Consider the following 17,164-nt stretch of genomic DNA (forward strand, 5'->3'; position numbering starts at 1 on the left):
AATTGATTTACTAAAAGGGGAGGGGGGCGGGTCGATCAATATCGTGGACGTGAATTAGAGATGCAAGCGTGAACCCCTACTCCTATTATAAACAAAGGGCGGGCCGTAGCCCGCCACACTTTTTACTTGCTCAACACACCATCGGGAATCCCCAAAATATCCTCAATGCGAGGCATATCTTCCAAAGCAATCACTCGCCCTTCATCCTCAAAACCAGCAATTTGATCGAAATTCAAATACCGATACAAATCGCCAGCAAAAGGATCGATTCTCTTCGACACAATGTCATTGTATTCTTCGACTGTAGGAATGCGACCTAACAGCGAACAAACGGCCGCCAATTCCGCCGAACCGAGATAAACTTGTGCATCTTTGCCCATGCGGTTGTTAAAGTTGCGAGTAGAAGTGGAAAAAACCGTTGTCGCATCTTTAACCCGGGCTTGATTGCCCATACAAAGACTGCAACCCGGCATTTCTGTGCGAGCTCCAGCGGCTCCAAAAATGCTGTAGAAACCTTCTTCTTTGAGTTGCTGTTCGTCCATGCGAGTGGGCGGACAAATCCACAGGCGAGTTTTCACTTCCCCTGCACCTTCCAACACCTTCGCAGTGGCGCGGTAGTGACCGATATTTGTCATGCAAGAACCGACAAATACTTCGTCAACCCGATCGCCCGCAACCTCACTCAACAACTTAACATTATCCGGGTCATTGGGGGCAGCCACAATTGGCTCTTTAATCTCGTTCAAATCGATTTCGATGATTTCAACGTATTCCGCATCAGCATCAGCCTCCAGCAGTACCGGATTTGCCAGCCATTCCTCCATCTTCGCTACCCGGCGCATCATCGTCCGCGCATCTTGATAGCCCCGCGCCACCATGTTTTTCAGCAGCGCGACATTGGAACGAATGTACTCGGAAACAGTCTCCACGCTCAGTTTAATCGTGCATCCAGCGCAAGAACGCTCAGCAGTCGCATCGGTCAATTCAAAAGCCTGCTCCACCTTCAAATTCGGCAAACCTTCAATCTCCATAATCCGCCCAGAAAAGATGTTTTTCTTATTCTGTTTCTCGACGGTTAGCAAACCTTTTTGAATTGCTACATAGGGAATGGCATTCACAACATCCCTGAGCGTTACTCCCGGCTGCAATTCACCTTTAAACCGCACTAAAACCGATTCCGGCATATCCAAAGGCATAACGCCCAAGGCGGCAGCAAAGGCCACCAATCCCGATCCCGCAGGAAAGGAAATTCCCAAAGGAAAACGAGTGTGAGAATCGCCGCCGGTTCCCACTGTATCCGGCAATAACATTCGATTCAGCCAGGAGTGAATTATGCCGTCTCCGGGACGCAAAGCTATGCCGCCACGCTGTGATATGAAATCGGGTAATTCATGGTGAGTTTTGACATCAACTGGTTTCGGATAAGCGGCGGTGTGGCAGAAACTTTGAATTACCAAATCGGCGCTAAATCCCAAACAAGCAAGTTCTTTCAATTCGTCCCGAGTCATCGGCCCGGTGGTATCTTGCGAGCCGACTGTTGTCATGGCTGGTTCGCAAGATGTACCGGGACGAACGCCGGACAAACCGCAAGCTTTGCCTACCATTTTTTGTGCTAAAGTGAAGCCTTTGCCCGTATCTACTGGGATTGTAGGACGGGTAAAAATAGTGCTAGGTTCTAGTCCTAAAGCTGCGCGGGTTTTGTCGGTTAAAGTCCGTCCAATTAATAGCGGAATTCGACCGCCGGCGCGAACTTCGTCTAGAATTGTGTCGGGTTTGAGCGTGAATGTGGAGATAATTTCTCCGGCTTCGTTAGTGATTTCGCCTTTGTAGGGATGGATGGTAATTACCATTCCTGTTTCCATTTGGGAGACATCACATTCGATCGGCAATGCACCGGAATCTTCAGCGGTATTGAAGAAAATCGGGGCGATCGCACTTCCCAGAATATAACCGCCACTGCGCTTGTTGGGCACAAACGGAATATCATTGCCAATGTGCCACAGCACGGAATTAATCGCTGATTTCCGCGACGAACCGGTACCGACAACATCACCAACATAGGCTACCGGATGGCCTTTTTGCTTCAATTCTGCAATGGTTTGCAAACCCCCAGGCATCTTACTTTCCAGCATCGCCAAAGCGTGCAGGGGAATATCGGGCCGCGTGGTAGCATGAGGTGCTGGCGACAAGTCGTCAGTATTCGTTTCTCCAGGAACTTTGAAGACTGTAACGGTAATCGCTTCTGGCAACACAGGACGACCCGTAAACCACTCAGCATCCGCCCAAGAATCGACTACCTGCTTGGCGTAGGGATTTGTATCCGACAAAGCTATAACGTCGTGGAAAGCGTCGAATACTAACAACGTTTTGCTCAGTGCCCGGGCTGCGGTGGCGGGAATGGCGACCTCGGCAGTGGGGTTGAGCAAATCGATTAAAGATTGGACGTTGTAACCGCCCATCATTGTCCCCAGCAGGTAAACGGCCCATTTGGGAGCAATTAGGGGGCTGTGGATTTCACCTTTAGCAATGCCAGTTAGAAAACCAGCTTTGACGTAGGCGGCGCTGTCTACTCCGGGCGGGACGCGATCGCGCAATAATTCTATTAAGGTTTCTTCTTCTCCAGCCGGCGGATTTTTCAGCAGTTCACACAGTTCCGACGTTTGCTGGGCGTCCAGCGGCAGCGGTGGAATTCCCAAAGCGGCCCGAACGGCCGCGGTACGGCGGTAAGATTCAAGCATTTCTCCTCTCTCCTCGGATAATATTCAGTGGTTGGCAAGCAGGTGACTTTACTTTTTAGATTAGGAGCTTCCGCTGCACATTGAGTAAAGTACCTCGCTCTTATAAAAACTTAACGCAACTTTAAAAACAGTAGATTGTCATACCAAAGATAGATGTGTTCTCCATTCCGAGTGTACGAGATCGCACTCCAGCCGAGCAGTGTAGAGGCCGTCAGTTGCATTGTTGTGGTTAAGATTAATGTGTAGTGGGCTACGATCGATCGTCCTCTGCATCCATCCCTAACAGCTAAAGCTAGGGAACCATTTGTCAGTGAGCAATTATGCTCAGAATTTACTCGGATTGTGGGTACAAAACTCAGATTGGCGCGATCGAGGAATCATGCCGAGTGCCATATTTAGGCTCACCCACTCCCAAATCGCGAATTTTCTACTCCTAGAAAAGCAGTTTTTTTGAGTAATCTTACTGATTGACAAATGAAATTAAGTCCTTCAGTTGTTACCAATGCTCTGCATCGGAAATCGTCATTTACCACAAGTTTAAAAAAGTTGTCCTGCTAATGGATCGATTAAACAATGGAAAGTTTTATCCCTAAAAACTCTGAAAACTGTCACGGCTGGGCCTCCCAGCCAGACTTGTACAAAGAGCTGCAAGGAACCAAAGAATTACTGCTGACGATCGCCCACTCGATGCCAATGCCACTGATCGTCAGCAGTCTGGCGGACAGCACAATTCTTTATAGTAACGATTTATGCCGTCAGGCTTTCGGGTTCACAGCCTTCAAGTCGATCGACGGCCAAAAAGCCGAAATACTCTACCACAAACCTGCAGATCGCCAGGAATTGCTGTTGCGGCTCGCCCGCAACGAACAGGTCTGCGAGACAGAAGTCCGGCTTAAAAAAGCTGACGGCACGCTGTTTTGGGCAAGTGTATCCATGCGCTATCTGACATTGGTGTCGGGGAAAGCTGTTCTGTCGGTGTTCAGCGACATTACGGCTCGGAAACGAGCGGCCGCGAAGGAGCAGGAATTGCTCGCGTCAATCCACTCGCGGGCCCGCCAGCAAGCGGCCGTCGCTTACTTGGGGCAGCAGGCCCTGGCCGAAACAGATTTGTCTGCACTGATGGACAAAGCTGCGGTTTTAATTGCTCAAACCTTGGACGTTGATTATTGCCAGTTGTTAGAACTGTTGCCCTCTGGTCATGCTTTTCTGCTGCGAGCGGGGGTTGGCTGGCAGCAGGGCCTCGTCGGCAGCGCTACTGTTGCCGCTTCTGCCCGATCGCAAGCAGGTTACACATTGCTAGTGGGCGAACCGACTATCGTCGAAGATTTGCGGGTGGAAACGCGCTTTAGCGAGTTGCCGCTACTGCACAACCACCGGGCTGTCAGCGGCGTTACTGTAATTATTCCCGGCAATCGAAAACTGGGAAGCCACTGGGGACAAGCAGAACCAACGAACAGTTCCTCCTCGCAGGCCTGGGGCATTTTGGGGGTTCATACCAGCCAAAGGCGGGTTTTCAGCCAAGATGACGTTTATTTTGTAGAAGCCATCGCCAACTTGTTAGCTGCGGCGATCGAGCGCATTCTATCGCAAGAGCGCTTACAAATGATGGAACGGGCGATCGAAAGTTGCAGCAACGGCATTGCAATCACCGACGCAACCGTTGCAGATAATCCGATTATTTATGTCAATCCCAGTTTTGAGCGGATTACTGGTTATCGCAGAGACGAGTTAATCGGCAAAAATTGCCGATTTTTGCAGGGCACAGACACTGACAGCCCCGCTGCCAAACAATTGCGAACTGCGATTGAAGAAGGCAGAGAATCTCAAGTTATATTACGCAACTTTCGGAAAGACGGCACGCCTTTTTGGCACGAACTGTCGATCGCTCCGGTTTACAACTCGCGGCGACACTTAACCCACTTTATTGGAGTACAAACAGACATTACCGACCGCCAGCGCTCGGAAGAAGAATTATTTTTAAATTCTCAAGCTTTAGCAACTTTTAGCGCTAATCTCAAACACTTGCACCGGATTACAACTTATCATTATCAAAACTTTGAAGAACTGGTTGACGATTATCTAACAGCAGGCTGTTTGATGTTTGGACTTTCTAGGGGCATCATGGCTGAAGTTGACCGCGAGACTTTTATTGTACGAGCAGCGAAAACTGATTTAGAATACTTAGTGCGAGGCTGTGAATTGAACCTCAGCGATACTTACTGCGCTGCCGTCATTCAACTTAACAAAACAGTTGCGTATTCTCATATAGGAGCAGAGCCTGAGATGCGCCAACATCCAGCTTATCAAAAATGCCCCTCGGAATCTTACATCGGGACGCCGATATTTGTTAATAACAAAACTTACGGCACTTTGAGTTTTAGCTCTAGAGAAATAAAGAAAAAAAAGTTTCAGTACGAGGAGATAGAAATTATAGAACTGATGGCTCAAAGTATTGGCAAAATTCTGGCGGTTCACCAAATGGAAGTCGAACGCCAGCAAGCTGAAAAAGAGCGATGCGAGTTGATAGTATCTCTCAAAGAAAGTGAAGAACGCTATCGCCGTTTAGTAGAACTATCTCCCGAAGCGATCGCAGTTCACAGCCAAGGGAAAATCGCCTACATCAATGCTGCGGGCGCTAAACTCCTCGGTGCGAGTTCTCCCGAGGCGCTAATCGGCTTTCCGGTATTGCATTTCGTCCATCCAAACTATGTGGAAACAGCCAGAGAGCGCATTCGGCTAGTCGAGACAGAAAATCAGCCGCTCGACCTTGCCGAACAAAAACTGATTCGGTTCGATGGACAAATAATAGACGTTGAAGTTGCCGGCATCCCCGCTACTTATCAAGGCTTGACCGCCGCCCAGATTATTATCCGAGATGTCACCGAGCGCAAGCGAGTAGAACGGGAACTGCTGCACGGCGCTTTTCACGATGCGCTGACAGGTTTGCCCAACCGCCTTTTGTTCCTAGACAGGCTAGGACAAGCCATCCGCCGATCCCATCAGTCCCCCGATTACAAATTTGGTTTACTTTTCCTAGATTTAGACCGCTTCAAAGTAGTTAATGATTCTTTAGGACACGTTTTAGGAGACAAACTGCTAATCGCCCTCGCGCAGCGACTGCAAAACTGCGTCCGGGTTTCTGATACCGTCGCCCGGCTGGGGGGAGACGAATTCACCATCCTGCTAGACCACATTCAGAGCCTCAGCGACGCCACCCTCGCAGCTAAAAAGATACAAACAGAACTGACGAAGCCGTTTCATCTTGAAGGGCACGAAGTATTTACCACCGCTAGCATTGGCATTGTTTTCAGTCGAGGCGACGCCACCGCCAGTGGCGAATCAAATTCGTACACTCACCCGGAAGAATTCCTACGCGATGCTGACATCGCTATGTACCGCGCTAAAGCTTTGGGTAAGGCCCGCCACGAAGTCTTTAATTTGGCGATGCACGACCAAACTATGTCGCTGTTGCAGTTAGAAACTGACCTGCGCTTGGCTATTTTGGGGAAGGAGGAATTAGGACAGAGCAAGGATCAATGTTCGCACTTTATTGTGCACTACCAACCGATTGTTTCGATCGCCAGCGGTGCGCTCGAAGGTTTTGAGGCCTTAGTGCGCTGGCACCACCCAGTTCGGGGTCTAGTTCCGCCGTCTACTTTTATCCCTGTAGCTGAAGAAACAGGTTTGATCGTGCCTCTGGGAGCCTGGGTGTTGCGGGAAGCTTGTCAGCAATTGCGGATTTGGCAAGAAATGTTAACGGAGCAACAGAGAAGAAGTCCAATGGAAGTCGGAATAAGGCCCTTCGACTCCCTTTGGCTTCACTCAGGGCAAGTCGCTCAGGGTAACAAAAAGGAAGAAGGCGCTTCGACTTCGGTCAGGGTAACAACAGGGAAGATGGCAACGGGCAATGTAGGGGATTTAACTGATGTAACACATACAGGGAATGAGGAACACGGAACTTTTACTGAGGTTAGCCCCAGTATTGGTCACAGGGAAGAAAGAATCGGTAAAAAATTACCACTTCCCAGTTACCAATTCCCGATTACCGATTTCCACTCATCTATTACCAATTCCCAATTCCCAATTACCAATACTTCGGCTACGTTCAGTACAACTTCCCAGGTACCAATTCCGAATTTTAAATTACCAATTATTGCTCCTTCGCAATTAACAATGAGCGTCAATCTCTCTCCTAAACAGTTAGGTATGCCGAATTTAATCGAGGAAATCGATGAAATTTTAGCAGAAACGGGCTGCAATCCGAGCTGTTTAAAATTGGAGATTACTGAAAGCGCGATCGTGGAAAATGTGAAGAAAGCCAATATTGTGCTAGCCGAATTAAAAGCTAGAAATATTCGATTGTCGATCGACGATTTCGGTACTGGCTATTCGTCTTTAAGTTACTTGCACCGTTTTCCGCTGGATACACTGAAGATCGATCGATCTTTTGTGAGCCGCTTGGGGGCTGGCGAAAATGGTGACGACGGGGGTCAGCCTTTACAGATTGTGCGGGCGATCGTAACTTTGGCTCACAATTTGGGATTGAATGCGATCGCCGAAGGTGTAGAGACAGGCGAACAGTTAGCACAGCTTCGAGAACTCGACTGCGAATTAGCTCAGGGATATTGGTTTTCTAAACCTTTGGACAGTTCCACCGTGACACAAATCCTGATAAATCTCGGTAATAGAGCAATTATGGACTGAGTGAGGTACAGATTGGTAAATAGTGCGTCATATCATTTCCGGTTACACCGGAATGATGTTGACGGTTGACTGTTGACTGTTGACTGTTGACGCCGTGAACAGTCAACCGTCAACAGTGAACTCGAATTTACTATTCCGATGCTAACGGATTTGATATCACCCCGTGGAGACATTTTTGCTACAAACTCACAATCTCCCAACTCATGCACGAGGGAATAAATGGTGCATCAAAATTAGATTTTCGGTGATGATATCCAATCTGTTAGCATCGGAATTATAGCCATCCTAAATCATTTGTGAATTTCTTACTCCCTCCCCTTGATAAGGGGAGGGTTGGGGTGGGGTCAAAAATTTACGACTCCTGCAAGGATTGCTATATTCATCTATCTATTCTCGGCATCTGCATGAATCCGCATTAATCCATTGTCATCTGCGGTTAATAACTTCTCTTTTTTTAACCGCAGATGAGGGCAGATAAACACACATTAACGCAGATGAATTCTATCAATCCCGGTTGCACAGTCGCTGATTGTTGACTATTGACTGGATTTTACGCCTGACGATGCTACCGGATTTGATCGGGTTGAAAAATTACCCAACTGACGCACAGTAACGCTTTCGCAATGACCAATTGCCAATTACAACTTACCAACTCCCCATTAACAATTAGCTTTGAGGGGAATCTCGATCGTCAATTCTGTACCCTTTCCCGGTGAAGAACTGCATTTCAGCGACCCATTGTGTCTGTCTGTAACAATTTGATAGCTAATTGACAACCCCATCCCAGTACCTTTACCCACAGGTTTAGTGGTAAAAAACGGGTCAAAAAGCCGAGTGCCGACAGCCTCCGGTATTCCCGGCCCGTTGTCAGCAATCCGAATAATTACCTTGCCCGCTGGCGATATTTCAGTGCGGATGCGGATGTGGCTCGGCTGTTCCCGCATTTCCTCAGCAGAACGGCGCAGATCCCGTTCTTCCAAAGCATCCAAAGCATTGCTCAAGATGTTCATAAATACTTGATTTAACTGTCCGGCATAACATTCTACTAAGGGCAGTTGACCGTATTCTTTAATCACCTCAATTTCTGGATGATTGTGTTTAGCTTTGAGCCGGTGCTGCAAAATCATCAGGGTGCTATCTATGCCGTCGTGGATGTTGACTGCTTTCATTTCCGCTTCGTCCATGCGGGAAAATGTGCGGAGAGAAGCAACAATTTGTTGAATTCTGTCTGCACCGACTTTCATTGAAGAAAGCAACTTTGGCAGGTCTTCCATCAGAAAGTCGAGTTCAATAGTGTCTACTTCCTCTTGAATTTCCGGGACTGGATCGGGATAGTGATTTTGGTAAAGTTCGATCAGGTGTAGCAAGTCTTGAGTATAGTCGTTAGCGTGGGTGAGATTGCCGTAAATAAAGTTAACTGGGTTGTTAATTTCGTGGGCGACTCCTGCCACAAGTTGACCGAGACTCGACATTTTTTCATTTTGAATTAACTGCGATTGAGTGCTGGTTAATTGCTGCAAGGTTTGTTCTAATTCGAGAGCTTTATTGCGAGTTTGGGCGTAAAGATCGGCTTGGTTGAGAGCGATCGCCAATTGAACTGTAATCGCTTGCAACAATTCTACTTCGCTGTCGCTCCAATGCCGCACACAAGCGGAGTGGGAGCAGGTAACAACACTCAGGACTCCCGAAAGTGCCTGCATCGGAATTGCCAATATAGATTGGTAGCCCATAGAACGAAGAGACTTTCTCCAAACAGGGTCTGCGATTGCTTCGACATCATCGATTTGCAGCGTTTCTAGACGCAAGATTGGTTCTCCTACAGCGCCGAAGTCAGAAGCTTTATAGCGACCTATTAAATCGGGAAGTTCGGGAAGGCAAGATTCTTTAATAATTTCCCAGAAAGGTTCCTCCCCGTCGCAGCGATACCAGCTAAAGTTGCAACGATCGATCTGCAGGAAAGCGCGAATTTCTTGGACGGCGACAGCAATGATGCTGTCGAAATCGAGGGAATTACGGATTTGAGCGGTGAGACTGTTGAGCAATTTTTCTCGATCGGCCTGCTGTCTGAGTCGGGCTTCCGATCGCCTCAAGGCAATTTCTCCCCGCTTGCGATCGGTAATGTCTTCAGTGACAACTAATAGATATTGCGGTTTGCCATCAGCATCGAGAATTGCGCTTTTCTTCGTATGAAATATGCGAGTATCGCCTTCTCTTGTTTGAATCAGTTCTTCGGGAATGTCTACAATTTGCCCCCTGGCGAGCGCTTCCCGGTCTTTGGCGGTGACAAAGTCGGCTTGTTCTCTGGGCAAAACGTCGGAGTCCTTTTTGCCCATAACTTCTGCTGAACTGTAACCGAGCACCTGTTCGGCGACTGGGTTCCACAGTACAAACCGCAGTTCTTGGGCCTCCTTGACAACTACTGCGACGGGTATGGTGTTGAGCACTGATTCCATAAACTGTTGAGCCTGTTGCAGTTCTGCTTCTGCCTGTTTGCGATCGCTAATATCTCGGACGTTGGCAATGACGCTGAGATTGCCGTTGAGATGAATTCTGGACAGGGCAATTTCTGCATCAAAGGTTGAACCGTCGTTGGGACGCCTCGCTTTCCATTCCACGCGACCTGTTTCGCCGGCTAATACTCTTTCCCAAAGTTCTCCCATTTGTTCAATGGGATTGTCGCTACTTGAATAGTCATTTTTAGTTGATAATTTTGTTGCTTGTTCCTGGCTCACTCCGTACATTTCTAACATTCGATTATTGACATCGAGAATGTTGCCTTCTAAATCGTGAATGAAAATAGCATCGTAGACATTGTTAAATATGGTTCGTAGGTTTTGCTCGGAAACTTGCAGCGCTGCTTCTGCCTGTTTGCGATCGCTAATTTCTTGTTCTAATTGCGTGACTGCTTGGGAAAGTTCGGCCGTGCGCTCGCTCACTCTGTCTTCTAACTCGGCTGCTGCTTGCCGCAGGGCGGCTTCGGCGGCTTTGCGATCGGTAATGTCGAGCGCCGTGCCGAACAATTTTAGCACTTTGCCACTGGCATCGGTTTCAGCGCGGCCTACGGCGTTGAGATGCCGCAGCGTGCCGTCGGGACGGCAAAGGCGGAAGTCCAAATCAAAGGGGATGCCTGCTGTGAGTCCCCGCTGCACTTGAGTTTGCCACAATTCCAAATCTTCTGGATGGATCAGAGCGACCTGTTCGGCTAGGTTGGGCGCGCTTTCGGCCGGTTCGAGTCCGAAGATGCGGAAGAGTTCCTCTGACCAAGTGACGGTTCCCATTGTTGCGTCGAGTTCCCAATTGCCGACGTGGGCGAGTCTCTGGGCTTCTTGTAGCTGCCGCTGGCTGTTGCGGATGGCGGTTTCGGCAACTTTGCGATCGGTGATGTCGAACAATACGCCACAAAATATTATTTCGCCGTTCTCGCTGCGGGTGGGCATGGAGTCGCCCTGCCACCAGCGAATCTCACCGTCGGGCTTGACTAACCGCCCTTCATAGTGCCACAGGGAGAGGTTTTCTACGGCTTCGCAGACAGAGGCGATGTAGCTTTCCAAGTCTTCAGGGTGGACCCGGGAAATGAATGTATTCATGTCTTGCGTCATTTCTGCTGCTGTAACGCCGCTGATATCTTCTATGCGATCGCTCATGTAGTCAATGCGCCAAACTCCGTCACGGTTGCAAAACTGGAACAGGGCTCCGGGCATGGTGGCCGCGATCGTCCGAAACTTGGCTTCGCTGGCGGTGAGGGCGGCAAAAGTCTGGCGCAGTTCTGCCGTGCGTGCTTCTACTCGGCGCTCTAGTTCTGCGTTGGCGTGTTGCAATGCGGACTCTGCGCGCTTGCGATCGGTAATGTCGGTAGCTGTACCGGTGGTGCCGAGGAACTTTCCGGTTTCGTCGTAGAGGGCGATGGCGTTAAACATCAAATGTTTCATGCTGCCGTCTTTGGCGATGTGGGTGCTTTCGTACTGGAAAACTGATTCTCCGGCAAACAGGCGGGCGAAAACTTCTAAATCTTTCTGGCTTTGTTCTGGTGTCGCAAAGTCGGAGAACGGCCTACCGATCATTTCTTCTGGTTCGTAACCGTAAATGTACTTAACTGCTGGGTTGACGAAGGTATAGCGTCCTAAAGCATCGACCGACCAAATCATGTCTTGGGAGGTTTCTACCAGGCTCCGGTATTTGCTTTCACTGGCTTTGACGGCTTCTTCTGTTTTTTTGCGTTCCGTCATGTCGCGGGAGACGCCGACAGTCATGACGATTTGGCCGTCTGCGTTGCGAATCGGTGTTTTGACGGTGCTGAACAGCCGCACTTCTCCGTCGTAGCGCGTCACCGGTTCTTCGGAAATTTGCAGAGTCTGTCCGGTTTCAAATACGAAGGCGTCATCTTTGATGTACTGGAGAGTATTGTCGGTATCGGCGAAAGGTGCGTCTACTATGTCTTGAAGTTCCTCTTCAGTCATGCCGTAATAGTCGCGGAACGCTTGATTTGCCCAAACAATTTTGGATTTGGGGCCTTTGACTAATACCATATCGCCGATCGAATCGAGAATTTGGTGATATTTTTCCTCGCTGTCGCGGAGTTTCTGCTGTGCCGCTTCGATTTGTGCTATTTGCCTCTGGGTTTGCAAGTGCAGTTCGGCTTGGTGGATGGCAACTGCTAAATGGTCGCCTACTTGTCTGGCAAATTCGATTTCGTCTTCTTGCCACTGGCGGGGTTGACCGCAGGAGTGGATGCACAGCAATCCCCACAGGTGTTGCCCTTGCAGCAGCGGTACGACTAAGTTGGCTCGGATTTGAAATCGCTTGAGGATTTTGAGGTGACAAGGGCTCAACCGGGCTTTGTAAATGTCCGTGACTGCTTGAACGTATCCTTTGGCATAGTTGGCGGCAAATTGTTCGCCGAAACAGTAGTCGCTGACTCTTGCTCCCAAAGATGGGCTGTATTGGGGCAGTACGTCTTCGGACACTACTTCGCCCTCATTCCATTCGGATTCGGGAAGAAAGCGGTAGACGGCGACTCGATCGGCATTTAGGAGTTGCCGAACTTCGGTGGCTGTAATTTTGAATATTGTTTCTAAGTCTAGGGATTCACGAATTTTGCTAATAACTCCCATCAGCGCTTGCAGCTTTTTGAACCACGTTTGAGACTGCGTTTGTCTTTCTAGGTGAGCTAGTTTCTCGCGCAGGTGGTTGACTTCGTGATACAGGTATTCATGAAACATAATGCTTTTTCTTTAGTTATTTTGCGGTTTGGTATCGAGGTTGATGGCATCTCCATAGCGATATGCAAGTTGAGCCTGGTAACTCAAAAAGGCAAAGAACATATTCTCTTCCTTCTGCTCCACTTAGCAGCTACTCACGCTGCATTTCCGTATTTTTTCTAGATTGAATGGTCAATTGACCATGTTAGCTCCTGTATTTTTACTGAAAAAATGGCATAATTTGTTACTTAATAAATTGGCAATTATTGAGAATAATGGCAACAAAGCTTAAACATAAACCCGGTTTCTTAAGGTAATTAAGTCCGGGAAGTTCCGAAAGTGGAAACAAGAAACAGCCTTTCATGCCAGGAGCCTGGGGAGCATCCTGACTAATTTTGACATTTTTTTCGCTCGCCTTCGGTTGCAATTGTCACCTTTTTATTATTACGGCCAACTCGATCTATGGTTTCCTTGGTTGGGCGCTCGAATATCCTGTTGGGAGCGCCTGTATGAAAATTTGTTTAAATTTAGGGGCTCGCCTTTTCTATGGTTTTCGCTAATTTCGATTTATCTGTCCTAAATTAAATTTAATACAGACTTTCGGGCAATCCGATATTTTAGAGAATTTTCCTAGCCTTCTAATTGTTTTATGCTATCGATTTGATTTTTTAAACTTATTAAAATCCACCGCAGCAGAGATCAGTTTTAAGTTAAACACTTGAGGTAGTTGCAGAGTATGGTTAAATTGGCTGAACTCAAGGGCGATTCCCTACCCTTCACCGAACGCACCCGGGTTCGGGATAGCTTCGCTTTACGAACAGTTTTTACCCAATTTTTGCATTTTTTGAGAAGTGTAGAAATTTTTAGATAATACTAAGATTTAGGGTATCACATTTTTGACTAAAGTCAAGGTCTTTCAAGCTTGATGAACAGAAATGGGGATAGCGAGGATTAAAGTTTGGGCAAAGTAATGATAAATTGCGTATAAACTCGCATTGCGCTTTGTATATTTAAAGGGCCACCCTGCTGTCGGGCAATAATATCGCGAGTCAGAGACAATCCAAAACTGATGGCTTCTGCTGTCGGTTTAGTAGTAAAGAAAGGCTAAATTTTTTCTTGGCTTTTTAGAGAAATTCTGAGGTTGTTTTCGGGGATAAAAAGTTCAAGTGCTTTTGCCAGTTTTGGCATTTTTACCAAATTTTGGATAATATCGTTTCCGGTTGCATCGGAATGATACCGAGGAGACGGCTTGGCCGTCCCTACCCCGATTAATTGTAGGGACGGCCAAGCCGTCTCCTGACTGCAGGTAATATTAATTCCGATGCTACCGGAGTTGATATAATAAAACTTTCAGTTTAGCGATCGGTTCCTTGCTGCCATTTTTCTGCTTTTAAAATGCAGCATAAAAAGCATTTTCAATGATATTTATAAAAGTGGGATTGAGAGCCAGTAAGCCTATTTCATACCGAGCGATCGCACTGCCATACTCGATATAAATTATTATATTGAAGTGGGGAGCAGGCTGCTCTGATCGACGAACTGCTACAAACTTAAGAAGCCTTTTTCAGTATTGCCCTGGCTTCCTCAATATTTTGGGCAACCAATTTGCCCGACTCGATAAAGGCTGCTCTTTCAGTATCGCTGAGTTCGAGTTCCACTATTTGTTCGACTCCCTGATATCCCAAGCGGCAGGGCACTCCTAAAAAGATATCTTGCAGGCCGTATTCGCCGTGCAAATAAACGCAGCAAGGCAAGAGTCGCGACTGATTAAATAAAATAGATTCTACCATCAAACAGACAGCAGATGCGGGTGCAAAATAAGCACTACCAGTCTTCATCAATTCTACAATTTCTGCGCCGCCGTGGCGAGTCCGCTGTACGAGTCGATCGATCGCCCCAGCATCCATAAGTTGATTGATGGGAATACCGTTGACAGTAGAATAGCGGGGCAAAGGAACCATCAAATCGCCGTGAGAACCGATGACAGTTGCATTGATTTCAGCAATTGAAACGCCCAATTCCATTGCTATAAAAGTTTCAAAGCGGGCGGAGTCGAGAACTCCCCCCATACCCATGACTCGGTGTTTTGGCAAATCCGCTGCTTCCCACGCTAAATAAGTCATGATATCTAGGGGATTTGTGACTGTGATTAAGATTGCTTCGGGAGAATGCTCGATCGCTTGTTTTGTGGCTTCGGTGACAATTCGAGCATTGATTTTAATTAAATCTTCCCGATTGATACCGGGTTTGCGCGGCACTCCGGCGGCAATTACTATGATATTTGAGTTTGCTGTATCTGTATAATCATTTGTACCGACAATTTGGCGATCGTGGCGTTCCACTCCCCTGGCTTCCATCAAATCCAAAGCAACGCCCTGCGGCCAACCCTCCACAATATCTAGCAATACTACATCTGCCAGATTTTTCTCGGCAATTCGCTGGGCTAACGTACTGCCGACTTTGCCTGCACCAATAATTGATACGCGGTTTGATGGAGAATTCATTGGATTTTAGATTTTAGATTTTAGATTTTAGATTTTAGATTTGAGCAATGAGCTTAATTGGGGAAAGGTGCGCGGTGTGCACCCTTCGCTACATTAAGAACAGTGATGTTTAGTTTTGGTGAGTTAGTTAAAATCTTCGAGTTGGTCTACCCGCAGCCAAATATTGGGGGTGGGTACTTTGCCAAATTTGACGAAGGCATAGTCGCCGCGAACATCCATCACTTCGCCCTTTGTTTCAAATATATACGAGGAAAAGCGCTGGTCGCTGGCTTTGGCTTCTAGAGTGTTTTCCAATTTTTCGCGTACAGCGCGAACTATACTGCCTTTCTTGATTGCCATAACTTGCTTTGTTTAGTTTAAAAAACTATACAAATTTTAATCTAGATTGGGCTGGAAAGGACTTCTTCTTTCTTCTGACATCTGGCACCATTCTCGCTTAACAGGATTTCCCACCTGTTCCACCATAGTTCAATATTCTTGGGGGCTGGGTGCCCCGCCCGCCCGTGACAGCCTTATTCACAAGGGTAGAAGATATCAGTTCTTCCTTCTTCCTTCTTCCCTCTTCCGCCTTCTTCCTTCATCCCTCTTCCTTCTTCCTTCTTCCTTCTTCCTTCTTCCTTCATCCCTCTTCCTTCTTCCTTCTTCCTTCTTCCTTCTTCCCTCTTCCTTCTTCCTTCTGCTTATTGCTGGCAGGCGGGGCAAAAATGAGTCGATCGCCCTGCTAATTTTATACGTTCGATGGTTGTGGAGCAAGTGCGACAGGGTTGACCGGCGCGATTGTACACCCAAGCAACGCCGCCGTAGTTGCCGTTGACACCTTGGACGTTGAGAAAATTGCTAAAAGTAGTGCCGCCGGATTCGATCGCCTTCTGTAAAACTTGAATAATAGCTGTATGGATGCGCCCAATTTGCTCTGCCGTCAAATCTGCACAGAGAGTTGTGGGCATCACTCCCGACAAAAACAAAGTTTCGTCTGCGTAAATATTGCCCAAACCAGCTATCAGTGCCTGGTCTAGCAAAGCTGTTTTAATGGGTCGCGCCCGCCGGTGCAGCTTGCGGGCCAAATATTCTGTTGTAAACTCGTCGGAAAACGGTTCGGGGCCTAAGAGTTTGAGGCCGATGACTGTGCTGGAAACCTCGGTTTCTGCTGGCACGTACCACATTTGCCCGAAGGTGCGCTGGTCTACAAACCGCAATTCTTGGTTTCCTTCAAAGAACAGCCGTACTCGCGCGTGTTTTTGCAGGGGTTCGGATCGGTTCACCCACAGCAGTTGCCCGGTCATCCGCAGGTGAACGCCCAACCAGCCGGCTTTTGAAGGAAGGAGGAAGGAAGAAGGAAGAGCGGAAGAGCTTGGAGTTTGAGCCCTAAATTCTCCCCCTTTCCCTTTCTCTCTTTCTCCTTCTGGGAATTGAGATAGTTCTGCCAGTAGATATTTGCCGCGTCTGTACCAGCGGGCGATCGACTTTCCTTTGAGTTTTGTCAAAAAATCGGTCGCAGATATTGAGCGGGCGATCGTGCTGTTTAACAACACGTCCCCGCCCAACATTTCTCGATCGAGGGTCGCTTGATTCAAACCCCGGCAAATAGTTTCAACTTCTGGCAGTTCTGGCACAATTAGCGTTGTTCTGTTCCTTGACCTTGAGGCGAACCTTGGACCGTGCCCGGCGTTTCGGAGCCCGGTTTGCTGTCCGTAGAAGTTTTCGGCTGCTGCGAGGGGGTACCCTGGCCGGTTTGCCGAGTTCTCTCGTCGAGCGTGGTTTGTTTGCCGCCGGAAGCTACTGGAGTCCCTGTTTTCGATTTTGCTGTGGGTGGTGCCACTTCCACTAATTCGCTTTGGGCGTAGTTGTTGGTGTTGACGCCTGCATAATTTACGCTGTTAAAGCGAACGATAACTGGGTATTTAATGCCGCTTTGGTCTACCGTAGCAACGGTGCCCACTTCTTGATACCAGTAGGATTCTTTGCGGAGAATCCGGACTGTAGAACCGCGTTGAACCATGAGCTTTTTTTCCTTTGCGAT

Annotated in this window: 8 protein-coding genes; 1 reads left to right on the forward strand and 7 read right to left on the reverse strand. The window is 48.0% G+C overall.

Going from position 1 to position 17,164, the window contains the following annotated elements:
• Nucleotides 1–122: 122 nt before the first annotated feature.
• Entirely contained in the window at nt 123–2,738 is a 2,616-nt protein-coding gene (acnB, locus tag QUA47_RS05820) for a bifunctional aconitate hydratase 2/2-methylisocitrate dehydratase (protein WP_333280815.1), read from the reverse strand.
• 573 nt (nt 2,739–3,311) lie between these two features.
• Between acnB and QUA47_RS05825 the strand changes: the two genes are divergently transcribed.
• On the forward strand, nt 3,312–7,442 hold the full coding sequence (locus QUA47_RS05825) for an EAL domain-containing protein (RefSeq protein ID WP_333430035.1): 4,131 nt from the start codon (nt 3,312–3,314) through the stop codon (nt 7,440–7,442).
• Nucleotides 7,443–8,101: 659 nt separating this feature from the next.
• On the opposite strand, the gene QUA47_RS05830 is transcribed toward QUA47_RS05825, so the two are convergent.
• The 6 genes from QUA47_RS05830 to QUA47_RS05855 form a co-directional block, all read right to left on the reverse strand.
• A complete protein-coding gene (locus QUA47_RS05830) occupies nt 8,102–12,661 on the reverse strand; it encodes a PAS domain S-box protein (RefSeq protein WP_333430036.1) in 4,560 nt (1,519 codons plus the stop codon).
• Between the two features lie 1,529 nt (nt 12,662–14,190).
• Nucleotides 14,191–15,144 carry a malate dehydrogenase gene (mdh, locus tag QUA47_RS05835; protein WP_190659655.1) on the reverse strand — a complete coding sequence of 318 codons (954 nt, stop codon included), beginning with the start codon at nt 15,142–15,144 and terminating at the stop codon, nt 14,191–14,193.
• Nucleotides 15,145–15,267: 123 nt separating this feature from the next.
• Complete coding sequence (locus QUA47_RS05840) at nt 15,268–15,483, reverse strand: NAD(P)H-quinone oxidoreductase subunit O (RefSeq protein ID WP_333430037.1); 216 nt, start codon at nt 15,481–15,483, stop codon at nt 15,268–15,270.
• Nucleotides 15,484–15,678: 195 nt separating this feature from the next.
• A complete protein-coding gene (locus tag QUA47_RS05845) occupies nt 15,679–15,846 on the reverse strand; it encodes a hypothetical protein (protein ID WP_333430038.1) in 168 nt (55 codons plus the stop codon).
• On the reverse strand, nt 15,825–16,757 hold the full coding sequence (locus tag QUA47_RS05850; protein WP_333430039.1) for a DNA-formamidopyrimidine glycosylase: 933 nt from the start codon (nt 16,755–16,757) through the stop codon (nt 15,825–15,827). The genes QUA47_RS05845 and QUA47_RS05850 overlap by 22 nt, the downstream gene beginning before the upstream one ends.
• A gap of 2 nt (nt 16,758–16,759) precedes the next feature.
• Nucleotides 16,760–17,143: a photosystem I reaction center subunit IV gene (locus tag QUA47_RS05855; protein ID WP_333280831.1), complete on the reverse strand. Its 384-nt coding sequence runs from the start codon at nt 17,141–17,143 to the stop codon at nt 16,760–16,762.
• Nucleotides 17,144–17,164: the final 21 nt, after the last annotated feature.

It is taken from the genome of Microcoleus sp. MON2_D5, assembly GCF_036701905.1.
Taxonomy (GTDB): Bacteria; Cyanobacteriota; Cyanobacteriia; order Cyanobacteriales; family Microcoleaceae; genus Microcoleus.

What these genes read in the sequence shown, in the direction of transcription:
- acnB (WP_333280815.1), bottom strand. Translation starts at nt 2,738, where the DNA reads ATGCTTGAATCTTACCGCCGTACCGCGGCCGTTCGGGCCGCTTTGGGA.
- QUA47_RS05825 (WP_333430035.1), top strand. Translation starts at nt 3,312, where the DNA reads ATGGAAAGTTTTATCCCTAAAAACTCTGAAAACTGTCACGGCTGGGCC.
- QUA47_RS05830 (WP_333430036.1), bottom strand. Translation starts at nt 12,661, where the DNA reads ATGTTTCATGAATACCTGTATCACGAAGTCAACCACCTGCGCGAGAAA.
- mdh (WP_190659655.1), bottom strand. Translation starts at nt 15,144, where the DNA reads ATGAATTCTCCATCAAACCGCGTATCAATTATTGGTGCAGGCAAAGTC.
- QUA47_RS05840 (WP_333430037.1), bottom strand. Translation starts at nt 15,483, where the DNA reads ATGGCAATCAAGAAAGGCAGTATAGTTCGCGCTGTACGCGAAAAATTG.
- QUA47_RS05855 (WP_333280831.1), bottom strand. Translation starts at nt 17,143, where the DNA reads ATGGTTCAACGCGGTTCTACAGTCCGGATTCTCCGCAAAGAATCCTAC.